Here is a 14,046-nt window from a genome sequence, read left to right as displayed (position 1 = left end):
CGGGGCCCGGCCGGGACGGCCCCCGGCGCGAGGGCCCGGCCGGGAGGGGAGCCCCGCCGGGGCCCCGGATCCGCCGGAGGAGGACCGGGAGGGCGGGGCGCCGCCCGGGCACCGCGGGTGAGGGCCGGGGTGAGCCGCGGGCGGAACCGCCTCCCCCCGGCGACCGCGCCGGCGGACGGGCGAGGCCCGAGGCGCCGGGCCCCGGGCAGGGTCGGTCCGCCGCGGCCGGTGGGCGGGGTCAGGGGAGACCGCGGTGGGTGGGCGGGGTCAGGGGGAGACCGCGGTGGGCGGGGTCAGGGGGAGGCCGGGGCCGAGTTCCTCGTGTCGTGGGGGGTCGCGTCCGCGTCGTCGCCGGACGTCGCCAGCCAGGTGCCGAGGCCCACCGCGGCGACCAGGGCCACCGCGCCCGCCCCGAGCGCCACCCGGCGGCGCCGCGCCGCCGCCCGGTTGCGGGCGGAGCCCGGACGGGGCGCGCCCGCGGCACGCGGGGCCCGGGCCGTGCCACGCGCTCCCCCGGCCAGCTCGTCCGGCCCCGGCACCCTCATCGACGTGTGCGTGTCCCGGTTGGAGTCGGCCGGCTTCGCTCCCGGCACCAGCGGGACCGCGCCCCGGCGCCGCACCCGCTCCCCGGTCCCCGGCTCGGGTCCGGCGGCCGGCGGCTCCTCGCGCGCCTCGTCCGCCTGCGCGGTGTCCGGCTCGTCCACGTCCAGCGGCGGCATCCCCGCCAGCATCGGCAGCAGCTCCCGCAGCCGCGCCGCCAGCTCGGAGGCGCGCAGCCGCGAGGCCGGGGCCTTGGCCAGGCACTGCACCAGCAGCTGCCACAGCTCGTCCGGGATGCCCGGGAGCGGGACGACCCTCTCGGTCACGTGCCGGCGCAGCACCGCGCCCGGGTGGCCGCCGCCGAACGGCGTGAAGCCCGCCAGGAGTTCGTACAGGACCGTGGCGAGCGCGTAGATGTCGACGGAGGCCCGCGGCGGCAGGCCCTCCACGATCTCCGGCGCCAGGTAGTCCGGCGTGCCGATGATCTTCGTGGCCCGGGTGCGGCGCGGCGTGTCGATGAGCTTCGCCACGCCGAAGTCCGTCAGCAGCGCCCGGTGGGAGCCGCCCGGGCCCAGCGGGCCCTGCATGTCCAGCAGGACGTTCTCGGGCTTGACGTCCCGGTGCACGACCCCGGCCGCGTGCGCCGCCGCCAGCCCGTCCGCGACGTCGGCCACGATCGCGACCGCCGCCTCGGGCGCCAGGCGCCGGTCCCGCTCCAGCCGGGTGCGCAGATCCGTGCCGCGGACGAGGTCCATGACCAGTGCCAGGTCGCTGCCGTCGACGACGAGGTCGCGCACGGAGACGACGTTGGGGTGCTCCAGGCCGAGCAGGGCAGTCCGCTCCTGCACGAAGCGTCCGACGAGCTCCTCGTCGGACGCGAGGTCCTCGCGCAGCAGCTTGATGGCGACGGGGCCCTCCGGCCCCTCGCCCAGCCACACCGTGCCGGCACTGCCCCGCCCCAGGATCTGGTGGGCGGTGTACCGGCTGCCGATCTTCCGTGCCAAGGCTGCTCCTACCGACGCGTGTTGTCGTTAAAAACTACGCGTCCGGCGAGCCGGCCTTCACGGCGGAGGCGGAAATCACCCGCCGGGTGTCGACAAATCCCCTGAGTCGCCTCCCGGGAGCCGCTCCCCCGGACGGAGCCGCTCCCGGATCCGCTCCCGGAGCCGCTCCCCCGGAGTCACTGCTGCGGCGAGCTGCTGCCCAGGTCCTCGATCCAGCGGGTCACGTCGCCGAACCACTCGCTGAGCTGTCCCCAGTAGCTCTTGCCGGTGCCGATCCAGTCCTGCAGCGGGCTCAGCTCCCAGATCAGCCAGCCCGCGACGAACAGGATGACCAGGGTGAACAGGCACCCCTTCAGACAGCCGAGCCCGGGGATCCGCATCGGGTTGGCGCTGCGCTGCCGCCGCTGCCGGGGCTCCCGCGCGGGCCGCTGCGGCTCGGGCGGCGGAGGGGGCGGCGCGTACCGCTGCGGCTGCGGCTGCCGGGACCGCTGCGGCGCGTACGGCTGCGGCTGGTGCTGCTGCGGGTGGCCGTGGTCGGGCTGGGGCCGGGACCGGCGCTGGGGCCGGCGCGGTTCCTGCTGCGGCTGCTGCGGCTGGCGCGGCTGCTGCTGGGGCCGGGCGACCTGGCGCTGGGGGCGGCGGCGCAGCGGGTCCTCGTCGGGGTCGAGGTACTGCACCTGCGTCTGCTCGTTGCGGTCGCGCGCGGCCCGCAGCTGGTTCTGCCAGGGGTGCGGATCCTCGGGCTGACCGGGCTGACCGGGCTGTCCCGGGGGCACCGGCGGCATGACCGCGGTCGGGTCGGCCGCCCCGCGGTGGGGCAGGACGGCGGTGGGGTCGGCGGCACCGGCCGGGGCTCCGGTCTGCGGCAGGACGCTCGTCGCCGCGTTCGGGTCGTACGACCCCGCCCCCCGGGGCAGCACCTGCGTCGGGTCGGCGTCCCCCGGGCCGCCCGGCGTGCCCGGCACGGGCGCGGGCGCCGGGTCGGGCGCGAGGAGCGCGCCGACGTTCTCGGCGGCGGCGATCTGCGCGGAGGTGGCGTGCACGCCGATGCCGTCGGCGACGACCCGCAGGCCGCGGGCGAGGTTGACGGCGCTGGGCCGCTCGTCCGGGTTCTTGCGCAGGCAGCGCTCGATGACCGTCCAGAGGGGGTCGGGGACGGTGGAGGGGCGGCGCGGTTCGGCGCTCAGGTGCTGGTGCAGGACTTCGAGCGCGGAGCCGCCGCCGAACGGCGGGCGGCCGGTGACCAGCTCGTAGAGCAGGATGCCGGCGCCGTAGATGTCGACGGCGGACGTCTGCGGGTGGCCCTCGGCGGACTCGGGCGCGACGTACGCGGGCGTGCCGACGAACTCGTGGGTGCGGGTCAGGCCCGGGGAGTCGGCCAGGCGGGCGATGCCGAAGTCGGTCAGCATCGGGTGCATCCGGCCGTCGTCCTGCTTGAGCAGGACGTTCGCCGGCTTCAGGTCGCGGTGCACCACGCCGTCGGCGTGGCTGGCGGCGAGCGCGTCGGCGATCTGCGCGGTCAGCAGCGCGGCGGCCACGGGCGTGAACGGACCGTTCTCACGCAGGTGGCGGTGCAGGTCGGGGCCGTCGACCAGGTCCATGACCAGTGCCAGCAGGTCCCCCTCGACCACCAGGTCGCGGACCCGGACGATGTTGGGGTGGGTGAGCCGGAGCAGGACGGAGCGCTCCCGCAGGAACCGCATGACGACGTCGGCGTCGTTCGCGAGTTCCTCCTTGAGGACCTTGATCGCCACGGTCTCGCCGGGCTGTCCGGGCACGGCCGCCTCGGCGCCCGCGGTCTCCCGCTGGCGGGCTCGCCAGACGGTGCCCGTGGCGCCGCGTCCGAGCGGCTCCTCGAGCAGGTACTTGCTGCCGACTGGCCGCACGTCACGCGCTCCCTGCTGCTTGCCTTGTCCTGTCTGCCTGTGCTCCGACCCACTGTAGTGCCGTGGCGGGAGGGCCGGGCTGTCGTCTTCCTGCGGGTCTTGCGTACCCGTCCCCGCACACGTTCGAAGGAAAGACGCTCGCCTCGGTCTCCAGGTTGCCGAAAACCGACGTGACCGATCTCAAGCGGTCGCCGGTGTGGCGTCCGGCAGGCATTTTTGCGGGCAGAGCCGACCAATCAAGATCACTTGCCACCGAGCGGCGGGCGCGTTGTCGGTGGCAGGTGCGAGGATGCGTGTCAGTACTGGCCGACGTGCTCACGCGGGGTGGGGGATTCGTGCCCGCGCCCGCGCAGACCCGCGCAGACCCGCGCAGAAGGGACCGCTGACGGCGATGCAGATCCGGCTGACCGTCGTAGACCCGCTGGGCCCGCCCGGCCGGACGGGCCGCGCCGCGAGCTGCGACGTGCTGGTCACGGCACCCGCCGGTACGGCCCTGGCCGCGGTGACGTCCGCACTGGCCTCGGCGGTCGCCGGCGAGGGCGCCGCCGCCCGGGAGGCCGGCGGCCCGGTCGTGCTGTACGCCGGGGCCCAGCGGCTCGACGCCCAGCGCTGCACGCTCGGCGAACCCCCGCTGACCGACGGTGCCGTGCTGTCCGTGGGCGCCCCGGGCGAGCCCGAGCCGCACCCCGAGCTGGACGGCGCCCCGGCCCGGCTGCAGGTCGTCGCCGGTCCCGACGCGGGCGGGGTCCACCTCCTGCACGGCGGCGAGATCCGCGTCGGCCGCTCCGCCGACGCCGACGTCCCGCTCGACGACCCGGACGTCTCCCGGCTGCACTGCGCGGTGACCGTGGCCGCCGACGGCCGCGTCTCGGTCGCCGACCTCGGCTCCACCAACGGCACGACCCTGGACGGCAGGCCCGTGGGCCCCCGTCCGGTCCGCTTCGCCCCGGGCGCGCTGCTGCGCATCGGCGAGTCGGCGCTGCGGCTCGCCCCGGCCGGGGGTGCGGGAGCCCGGGTGCGGACGGCGCCGGACGGGGAGGGGCACGTGCGCGTGTCCGGGCCTTCCGAAGGCACGACGGCTCACCCGTCCCCCGGGCTCTCCGGCACCACCCACCACACCCACGGCTCGGCGGACTGGGCCGCCCCCGGCCCGGCCGCCCCCCGGGGGCACACCCCCGGCGAACCGCACGCGGTCCCGGAACAGGGCGCGGCACCGCGGATCGAGGACCGGGGAGCGGACCACCGGGCCGCCGGGGCACCCGGTGCGTCCGGCCCGGCATCCGCCGGAGGCGGCGCGCCGTGGGTGCGGGCGACCGAGGCGGACGACGCGCGCCGGGCCCCGCGTGAGGAGGCCCCGCGGGCTCCCCGGGGCCGTGGCGCGCGGCAGGCCGTGCCCGGCGACGGCGACACCCCCGCGGGACGTCCCGGAGCGGCGGCCCGCACCGGGGCTCCGGCCGGCGCGGGCACGGTCCCGCCCGCCCGGACCGCCGAGGGGAGCGCCCCGCGCGCGGCGGCTCCCGGGGGCACGGCAGCGGATGCGGCGCCCCACCCCGGACCGCGCCCCGGTGCGGCGGCTCCGGCCGGCGGGGCATCGCACCCACCGGCCCCCGGCGACCCCCGCCCCGGCACCGCGGCCCCCGGCGGCACGGGAGCCTCAGGTGCCGCGGGCCCCCGCACACCGGCCCCCGGCGCCCCGCTTCCCGGCCCGGCCGTCCCGGGCGGCACGCCCCCGGGGACACCGGTCCCCGGCGCACCGGCCGCCCGCACTCCCGCCCGTGACGGCTCCCCCGGCGGTGTGGCGGCCTCCCCCGGCACGGCCGCCGACGGCGCATCCCCTCGCACCGGCCCCGACGGCGGCCGCAAGGGCACCCCTCTGCGGGGCACCGACATGCCCCAGGGCATACGCCGACGCGGGGGCCTGGCGGCCTGGGCGCGGCGGCTGGCCGGGGGGCGCGGGGAGCAGGAGGAGGCCGGGCGCGAGGCGTACGGCGAGGAGCCGGCCGGCGTGGCCGAGGAGCATACGGCCGCCGCGCACCCCGTGCGGGAGACCTGGCCGGACCCGGCCACGCTGCTGCTGACCGCGCTGGGCCCGGGACCGCGGCTGTGGGAGCGCGGGCCGGGGCATCCGGAGGCGCTCGCGGTGCGGCTCGGCACGGCCGACCGGGCGGCGCCGGACGGCACGGGCCTGCTGCCCGCGGTGCCGGTGACCGCCGGGCTGCGCGAGGTCGGCGCGCTGGGCCTGGCCGGCCCGCGTGCGCGGCTCGCCGGGCTGGCCCGCGCGGTGCTGGCCCAGCTCGCCGCGCTGCACTCGCCCGACACCCTGGAGATCGTCCTGATCGGCGCGGACCCCTCCCGCCCCGTGGCGGAGCGCACCGCCGAGTGGTCCTGGCTGGGCTGGCTGCCGCACGTCCGCCCGGGCCACGGCCAGGACTGCCGGCTGCTCCTCGCCTACGACCTCGACCAGGCCACGGCCCGTACCGACGAACTCCTGCGCCGCCTGGAGGACCTCTCGGCGGAGGACCGGCACGGGTCCGTCCCCGGCATCCCGGCGCAGGCCGCCCCGGGCGATCCGGCACACCGGGACCGGTCCCGGGGCGCCGCCCGGCGGCCCTCCTGGGCCCGGGACGGCGACGGGGAGGGGGAGGGCTTCCCGGGGCCGTACACCGTGGTCGTCGTGGACGGGGACCCCGGCGACGACGCCGTGCGCGCGGCGGTGGCGCGGCTGGCCCTGGAGGGGCCGCGCGCCGGGATCCACCTGGTGTGCCTAGCCGAGACGGCCGCCGCCTCCCCGTCGTCACCGGTGACGGAGACGTACGAGGCGGCCTGCGCGGTGTCGCCGGCGTTCCGGGAGTGCGGTGCGGTCGCCCTGCTCAGCGGTGACGTGGCGACGGCCCTGCGGCTGATGCGCGTGGCCCGCACCGGTCCCGCGCGGGCCGCCGAGGCCCCCGCCCCCATCAACCACGGCACCGTCGCCACCGTCGACGCCGTCTCCCTCCCCTGGGCCGAGCGGTTCGCGCGGGCCCTGGCGCCGCTGCGTCCCGAGGCGGCCGCCGACGAGCGGCACACGCGGGTGTCCGCGCCGCTGCCGCAGGCCGCGCGGCTCCTCGACGAGCTGGGGCTCGCCCGGGCCACGCCGGCGTCGCTGATGGCACGCTGGGCGGACGCGGCCGACGACCCGGCGGCGCTCGGCGGGCGGGTGTGCGCCGTGCTGGGCGCCGGGCCGCGCGGTCCGGTCGGGGTGGACCTCGCGGCCGAGGGACCGCACCTGCTGATCGAGGGGCCGGCGGGCAGCGGACGCACGGAGCTGCTGCGGGCGGTCGTCGCGTCGCTGGCCGCCGCCGAGCGCCCCGACCGCCTGGGCATCGTGCTGGTGGACGGCCGCGGCGGCACCGGCGCGGGCGGCGGGCCCGGCGACGGCCTGCGCGTGTGCACGGACGTGCCGCACGTCACCACCCATCTCACCGCCAGCGACCCGGTCCGCATGCGGGAGTTCGCCCAGTCGCTGAGCGCTGAGCTGAAGCGGCGCGCGGAGCTGCTGGGGCGGTCCGACTTCGCCGAGTGGCACGCCGGCCGGGTGCTGTCGGGCCGGCTGGTCGCCCAGCGCGGCACCCCGGCGCGCGGCGGCACGACGGCCGGGGACCCCACCGGCGACCTGGACTCCCCGGCCAGTGCGACGCTGCGGCTGCGGCCGGGCAGGTCCGGGCGGCGGACGGAGGCCGCGCCCCCGCTCCCCCGGCTCGTCGTGGTCGTCGACGACCTGGACGCCCTGGTCTCCCCCGCGCTCGGCTCACCCGGACGGCCCGCCGCCGGATCGGTGATGCGCGCGCTGGAGGCCGTGGCCCGGGAGGGCGAGCGGCTGGGCGTGCACCTGGTGGCGGCCACCGGCCCCGGGGGCCGTGCGGCGCAGTCCGAACCGGCCCGGCAGGCCGCGCTGCGGATCACGCTCGACGCCCCGGCGCCGGGCCGTGCGGGCGTCCCCCTGTTCGAGGGGGGCCGGGACCCCGGAGGAGAACCGGCACCCGGGCGCGGGCGTCTGACCTGCCCGGACGGGAGCGTCATCCCGTTCCAGGGCGGGCGGGTCACCGGCCGCATCCCCCGGACGGCGACGCTGCGCCCCACGGTGGTGCCGCTGGAGTGGCACCGGATGGGTGACCCGCCGGCCCGGCGCCCGGTGCGGGAGCTGGGCAACGGGCCGACGGACCTGGCCCTGCTCGCCAGCGCCCTGGAGCGGGCGGCGCGGGAGGTCGCGGCGGTCAGGGTGCCGTCCCTGCTGTAGGGGACGAGACTGGCCCGGGGGACGGCCGGGTACGGCTGCCCCCCGGCCCGACGCCGCGTCACGACGCGGTCACGATCTCCGCCTCGACGGCCGACGCGCTCTTGCCGACCCGATCTCCCGGGCGTACACCAGATCGCACGGGACAGCGCTCGACGTTCGACGAGGAACGAAGAACGGGGCAGTGATGCGCAGCACGAGCAGCACCATCCGGACACGCAGGTCTCCCAGGCGCGCCACGGCGGGCAGAGCCGCGGCCGCCCTCGTGGCGGGAGCGCTCGCGTTCTCGCTCACCGCCTGCGGCGGAGGCGACGACGACGGCGACGACAACGACACGGGCGGCGGCACCCGGGAGACCACCACCACCGTCACCCTCCCCAAGCTCGACGGGCAGAGCCTGGAGGTCGCCGCCGTGTGGACCGGCGCCGAGCAGGCCAACTTCAAGAAGGTCCTCGCTGAGTTCGAGAAACGCACGGGCGCCAAGGTGACCTTCGTCCCCGCCCAGGACCCGATCGTCAACTTCCTCGGCTCGAAGATCGCGGGCGGCCAGCCGCCGGACGTGGCCCTGCTCCCGCAACCGGGCGCGATCAAGCAGGCCGTCGACCGGAACTGGGCCAAGCCCCTGGGCGGCGAGGCGCAGGAGCAGCTCGCCAAGAACTACTCCCAGGCCTGGCAGGACATCGGCAAGGTCGACGGCAAGCAGTACGGCGTCTACTACAAGGCCGCCAACAAGTCGCTGATCTGGTACAACACCCAGGCCTTCGAGAACGCGGGCGCGAGCGAGCCCAAGACCTGGGACGAGCTGCTCAGCACCGCGCAGACGGTGTACGACTCCGGCGTCACCCCGTTCTCCGTCGGCGGCGCCGACGGCTGGACGCTGACCGACTGGTTCGAGAACGTCTACCTCTCCCAGGCGGGCCCGGAGAAGTACGACCAGCTCGCCCGGCACGAGATCAAGTGGACGGACCGGTCCGTCGCGGACGCGCTGACCACGCTGGCGCAGATCTGGGGCAAGAAGGACTACGTCGCGGGCGGCGCGAACGGCGCGCTGCAGACCGAGTTCCCGGCGTCCGTGACGCAGACCTTCACCGGCGGCGACCAGCCCAAGGCGGCCATGGTCTTCGAGGGCGACTTCGTCCAGGTCAACATCGGCGAGACCGAGGCGAAGGTCGGCACGGAGGCGAAGGTGTTCCCGTTCCCGGCGGTCGGTGACACCGCGCCCGTGGTGACCGGCGGCGACGCGGCGGTGATCCTGAAGGACTCCGAGGCCGCGCAGGCGCTGGCCACCTTCCTCGCCTCCCCGGACGCGGCGACCATCCAGGCCGAGCTGGGCGGCTACCTCTCGCCGAACAGGAACGTGCCGAACGACGCGTACCCGAACGACGTGCAGCGCAGGATCGCCAAGGCGCTCGTCGACGCCGGCGACGACTTCCGCTTCGACATGTCCGACCAGGCCCCGCAGGCGTTCGGCGGCACGCCCGGCAAGGGCGAGTGGAAGGCGCTGCAGGACTTCCTGAAGAACCCGAAGGACGTCTCGGGCACGCAGCGCAGGCTGGAGGCCGACGCGGCCGCCGCCTACGGAGGCTGACGCCATGACGTCGGATCTGGCGGCAGGGGTCCCCCCGACCCCTGCCGCTCCCCAGTCGCGCAAGAGTGTGACGGGCACCCGCAAGACCGTGGCGGCCCTGTTCCTGCTGCCCGCCCTGGTGCTGCTCGGCGCACTCGTGGTCTACCCGATCGGGTACTCGCTCGTCCGCAGCTTCTACGACCAGTCCGGCGACGGCTTCGCCGGGTTCGACAACTACCAGGCCCTGTTCACCGACGAGGGCATCCGCACCGCCCTGAAGAACAACGTCATCTGGGTGGTGTTCGCGCCGACGGTCGCCACCGCGCTCGGCCTGGTCTTCGCGGTGCTGACCGAACGCGTGCGCTGGGGCACGGCGTTCAAGCTGGTCGTCTTCATGCCGATGGCGATCTCGATGCTGGCGGCCGGCATCATCTTCCGCCTGGTGTACGACCAGGACCCTGACAAGGGCGTCGCCAACGCGGTGTGGGTGGGCGTGCACGACACCTTCGCCCAGTCGTCGGCGTTCCCGAAGGCGCACCCGGGCCGCCAGTCGCCGCTGGAGGCGGCCGGCGGGGGCGCGTTCGTCACCAGGGAGCCGGTGCGCGCGGGAGAGGTCGTCGACCTGCCCCTGGTCGGTGTCGCCCCGGACCAGATGCCCGGCGACGCGAAGGACGCGGTGGCGGCGAAGCCCGAGCCGGGCAGGATCACCGGCACCACGTGGCAGGACTTCACCCGCGGCAAGGGCGTCGGCCGGCTCAACGGGGTCGACGCCTCCGAACAGGGCTACGCCGGCATGCGGATCGAGGCCGTCAAGGACGGCAGGGTGGTGGCCTCGGCGACGGCCGCCGCCGACGGCACCTTCACCCTGCCCGCCGCGGCCGACGGCGCGCGGCTGCGGCTGCCGGCGAGCAACTTCAAGGAGCCGTACAACGGTCTGGACTGGCTCGGCCCGTCCCTGGTCACGCCCGCGATCATCGGCGCCTACATCTGGATGTGGGCGGGCTTCGCGATGGTGCTGATCGCGGCCGGGCTCGCGGGCGTGCCCCGGGAGCTGCTGGAGGCCGCCCGGGTGGACGGCGCGAACGAGTGGCAGGTGTTCCGGCGGGTCACCGTGCCGCTGCTGGCGCCGGTCCTCGCGGTCGTCACCGTCACCCTGATGATCAACGTGCTGAAGATCTTCGACCTGGTCTTCATCATCGCCCCGGGCTCCTCCCAGGACGACGCGAACGTCCTCGCCCTGGAGCTGTACCGCAAGGGCTTCTCCGAGGACCAGCCGGGCGTGGCGAGCGCGATCGCGGTGTTCCTGCTGCTGCTCGTGATCCCCGTCATGTGGTTCAACGTCCGCAGGCTCAGGCGGGAGGTGCGGCGATGACCGCGGACACCGCAGGTCTCACGAAGGCGGCACCGCCGCCCGCCACCACCGCCAAGGCCCGGCAGTCGCTGGGCTCGCGGCTCGCCGAGGGCGTCAGCGGCGGTCTGCTGCGCGTGTTCCTCGTCGTCGTCGGCCTGTTCTGGCTGGTCCCGACGATCGGCCTGCTGCTGGCCAGTCTGCGCACCCCGCGGGACATGGCGGCGGACGGCTGGTGGAACGTCCTGACCGAGCCCTCCCAGCTCACCTTCGACGCCTACCAGCGGCTGCTGGAGAACGACGACATCACCGGCTCCCTGCTGAACACGGTGTACATCACCGTCCCGGCGACGCTCCTGGTGGTGGTGATCGGCTCGCTGGCGGGCTACGCCTTCGCGTGGATGGAGTTCCCCGGCCGCGACTGGTGGTTCCTGGCCGTGGTCGGCCTGCTGGTGGTGCCGGTGCAGGTGGCGCTGATCCCGATCGCCGAACTCTTCGGCGAGCTCGGCATCTTCGGCTCCCTGGCCGGCGTGGTGCTGTTCCACGTCGGTTTCGGCCTGCCCTTCGCGGTGTTCCTGCTGCGGAACTTCTTCGCGGAGATCCCGCGGGAGCTGCTGGAGGCGGCCCGGCTGGACGGCGCCGGTGAACTGCGCCTGTTCGTGCGGGTCGTGATGCCCCTGGCCGGGCCGGCGATCGCCTCGCTGGCGATCTTCCAGTTCCTGTGGGTGTGGAACGACATGCTGGTGGCGCTGATCTTCACGGACTCGGGGAGCCAGCCGATCACGGTCGCCCTGCAGACGCAGGTACGGCAGTTCGGCAACAACATCGACGTGCTGGCGCCCGGCGCGTTCATCTCCATGGTGGTCCCGCTGGTCGTGTTCTTCGCGTTCCAGCGGCAGTTCGTGTCCGGTGTGATGGCGGGCGCGGTGAAGTAGCCGGCGGCGCGCGGCTGTTGGAGGGGCGGACCCGGAAGGGTCCGCCCCTTCGCGTCCCCCGTATGCAGCAGCCGCCGTAACCGGGACGGCCCATCGGCCGTTCCCGGGCCGAACGCCCGCGCCGACCGATGGATGCCCCTTGCCCAGGTTCAGTGTCATTGTCCCCGCGTACCAGGTCCAGGCGTACCTGCACGAGTGCCTGGAATCGGTGCTGTCCCAGTCCTACGCCGACCTCGAGCTCATCGCCGTCGACGACCGCTCGCCGGACGCCTGCGGCGCGATCATCGACGAGTTCGCCGCCCGCGATCCGCGCGTACGGCCCGTCCACCTGCCGCGGAACGCCGGGCTCGGACCCGCCCGCAACGCCGGCATGGAGCGGGCGACGGGCGACTACCTGCTCTTCCTGGACGGCGACGACACCCTGACGGACGGCGCGCTGCGGTCGATCGCCGACCGCCTGGAGGAGACCGGCGGACCGGACGTCCTGGTGCACGACTACGCGCGCACGTACTGGACCGGCGAGACCGTGCGCAACCAGGCCGCCGCCCAGCTCACCGAGCAGGGGCCGGCGCCGTTCCGCCTGGCGGACCGGCCGGGGCTGCTGCGCCTGCTGATGGTCGCCTGGAACAAGGCCTACCGGCGGGAGTTCGTCGAGCGCGAGGGCTTCTCCTTCCCGCCCGGCTACTACGAGGACACGCCGTGGACGTACCCGGTCCTGATGACCGCGGAGTCGATCGCCACCCTGGACCGGGTGTGCGTGCACTACCGGCAGCGGCGGCGGGGCAGCATCCTGCGCACCACCAGCGAGCGGCACTTCGACATCTTCGAGCAGTACGACCGGGTCTTCGCGTTCCTCGACGAGCACCCCGAACTGGCGCGGTGGCGGCCGGCGCTGTTCCGCCGCATGGTCGACCACCTGGTGACGGTGTACGCCCGGCGGGACCGGCTGCCGAGCGGCTCGCGCGCGCGGTTCCTGCGCCGGGCCCGCGCCCACTACCGCCGCTACCGCGCCCCGGGCGCCCCCGTCGCGCCGCGCGCCCGGATCCACCACGCCCTGGTCCGCTTCGGCCTGCACCGCACCTACGGCGCCCTGCGGGCGGTGTCGGCCCTGCGCCGCAGGGCGGCCGGGTTCGCCGGGCTCCTGCTGCGGGGCGCCCGTCCGACCGCGCTGAAGCTGTTCTACCGCTTCCAGCGGTGCCTTCCGCTCCGCGCCGACCAGGCCGTCTTCGCCGCCCACGGCGGGCGCGGCCACGGCTGCAACCCGGGTGCGCTGGAGGAGGCGTTCCGCGCGTTCGCCCCGCACATCCGCACGGCGTGGATCGCCCACCCCGAGCACCACCACACGATCCCGCCGGGCCCGCGCCCCCTGGTCCCGGGTTCGGCCGCCTACTGGACGGCCCTCGCGCGCGCCACGTACCTGGTGAGCAACGCCGGCTTCGACACCCGCCTGGTCAAGCGCCCCGGCCAGGTCCTGGTGCAGACCCAGCACGGCACCCCGCTCAAGCACATGGGCCTGGACCTGCAGGAACGCCCGGCGGCGGCCCGCGGCAGGGACTTCGCCGAGCTCCTGCGCCAGGTCGACCTGTGGGACTACGTGGTGTCCGCCAACCGCCACTCCACGCTGACCTGGGAGCGCGTCCACCCGGGCCGCTACACCACGCTGGAGTACGGCTGTCCGCGCAACGACGTCTTCCAGACGGCGACCGAGGCGGACGTGGCCCGGCTGCGCGAGTCGCTCGGCATCCCCGAGGGCGCGGTGGCGATCCTGTACGCGCCGACGCACCGCGACCACCGGCGCACCCAGCGCGTCCCGCTGGACCCGGAGCGCGTGGCGCGCCGCCTGGGCCCGCGCTTCGTGGTCCTGGCCCGCGCCCACCGCCTGCACGGCGGGCCCCTCGCCGCCACCCGCGGCCGGGTCGTCGACGTCACCGGCCACCCGAGCGTGCAGGCGCTGTGCCTGGCCTCGGACGCGCTGGTCACCGACTACTCGTCGCTGATGTTCGACTACGCGGGCCTGGACCGGCCGATCGTGATCCACGCCGAGGACCGGGAGGCGTTCGAGGCGGTCCGCGGCACCTACTTCGACCTGCGGTCCTTCCCGCCGGGCGCGGTCGCGCGCGGCGAGGACGAGCTGATCGACATCTTCGCCACCGGCCACTGGCGCGGCTCGCGCTCCACGCAGCTGCGCTCGGCGTTCCGCGAGCGGTTCTGCCCGTACGACGACGGGCACGCCGCCGAGCGCGTCGTCCGCCACGTGGTGCTCGGCCAGCGGGACGTCCCCCCGGTCGTGCCTCCGGAGGAGCGCCGCCCGGCGCGCTCGGCCGCCGCCTCGCCGGCGCAGTCCCCGCCGGCGGCCGTGCCGCAGCAGTCCGCCGGTCCCCTCACCGTCACCGACCGCCCCTGACCGCCGTTTCCCTTCCGGGAATCCGTATGCCCCGCAGCCCGTCGCGGCCCACCCCGACCCGGCCGCCCACCCGGCGGCCGGCGGGGCGC

The 14,046-nt window shown here is 76.1% G+C and carries 7 protein-coding genes; 5 read left to right on the top strand and 2 right to left on the bottom strand.

Annotated features, from left to right (window positions below; genetic code table 11):
• Positions 1–293 precede the first annotated feature (293 nt).
• Entirely contained in the window at positions 294–1,544 is a 1,251-nt protein-coding gene (locus AB0L29_RS09925; RefSeq protein ID WP_365825239.1) for a serine/threonine-protein kinase, read from the bottom strand.
• A gap of 176 nt (positions 1,545–1,720) precedes the next feature.
• Positions 1,721–3,430 carry a serine/threonine-protein kinase gene (locus tag AB0L29_RS09920; protein ID WP_365825238.1) on the bottom strand — a complete coding sequence of 570 codons (1,710 nt, stop codon included), beginning with the start codon at positions 3,428–3,430 and terminating at the stop codon, positions 1,721–1,723.
• A gap of 391 nt (positions 3,431–3,821) precedes the next feature.
• Here AB0L29_RS09920 and AB0L29_RS09915 point away from each other — a divergent pair, with 391 nt between their 5' ends.
• From AB0L29_RS09915 to AB0L29_RS09895, 5 genes are all read left to right on the top strand, one after another.
• Entirely contained in the window at positions 3,822–7,706 is a 3,885-nt protein-coding gene (locus tag AB0L29_RS09915; protein WP_365825236.1) for an FHA domain-containing protein, read from the top strand.
• A gap of 184 nt (positions 7,707–7,890) precedes the next feature.
• Positions 7,891–9,291, top strand: a complete 1,401-nt coding sequence (locus tag AB0L29_RS09910) for an ABC transporter substrate-binding protein (protein ID WP_365825234.1) — start codon at positions 7,891–7,893, stop codon at positions 9,289–9,291.
• A gap of 67 nt (positions 9,292–9,358) precedes the next feature.
• On the top strand, positions 9,359–10,642 hold the full coding sequence (locus AB0L29_RS09905) for a sugar ABC transporter permease (protein ID WP_365825592.1): 1,284 nt from the start codon (positions 9,359–9,361) through the stop codon (positions 10,640–10,642).
• Positions 10,639–11,553, top strand: coding sequence for a carbohydrate ABC transporter permease (locus AB0L29_RS09900; RefSeq protein WP_365825232.1), 915 nt, complete (start codon positions 10,639–10,641; stop codon positions 11,551–11,553). The genes AB0L29_RS09905 and AB0L29_RS09900 overlap by 4 nt, the downstream gene beginning before the upstream one ends.
• A gap of 139 nt (positions 11,554–11,692) precedes the next feature.
• A complete protein-coding gene (locus tag AB0L29_RS09895; RefSeq protein WP_365825230.1) occupies positions 11,693–13,957 on the top strand; it encodes a bifunctional glycosyltransferase family 2 protein/CDP-glycerol:glycerophosphate glycerophosphotransferase in 2,265 nt (754 codons plus the stop codon).
• Positions 13,958–14,046 lie beyond the last annotated feature (89 nt).

The sequence above is a fragment of the Streptomyces sp. NPDC052701 genome (genome assembly GCF_040678355.1).
Taxonomy (GTDB): Bacteria; Actinomycetota; Actinomycetes; order Streptomycetales; family Streptomycetaceae; genus Streptomyces.
Note: the sequence above shows the minus strand (reverse complement) of the source record. Positions and strands in the feature narration are given on the sequence as shown.